Annotated in this window: 1 protein-coding gene; it reads left to right on the top strand. The window is 64.8% G+C overall.

What is annotated here, in order from left to right; all coding sequences use genetic code 11:
• Positions 1-236: hypothetical protein (locus SB771_RS37035; protein WP_410722290.1), on the top strand; the 236-nt coding region annotated here is incomplete at both ends.

Below are 236 nucleotides of genomic sequence, written 5' to 3'. Positions count from 1 at the left end.
CAGCATGGGCGTGCGCAAGGCCGGCGAGATTTTCGCCGACATCGCGATGTTGCGCGCCTATGTTCACGAAGCGTCGGTGCGGGCGTCGGCGAAAACCGAGCTGCTGTTCATTCCGCGCGCCGCGATCGAACCGGTGATGGCGGGCAATCCCGCCGCGCTGGCGTTTGTCGCCAGCTATGTGGCGATCAATTCGGCGGGCGGCTTCGTCGCGCAGTTATTCGACTTGCGCGGCAAAC

It is taken from the genome of Burkholderia sp. SIMBA_051 (genome assembly GCF_046534915.1).
GTDB classification, from domain to species: Bacteria; Pseudomonadota; Gammaproteobacteria; order Burkholderiales; family Burkholderiaceae; genus Burkholderia; species Burkholderia ambifaria.
This window is presented reverse-complemented; position numbering and strand designations above follow the sequence as displayed.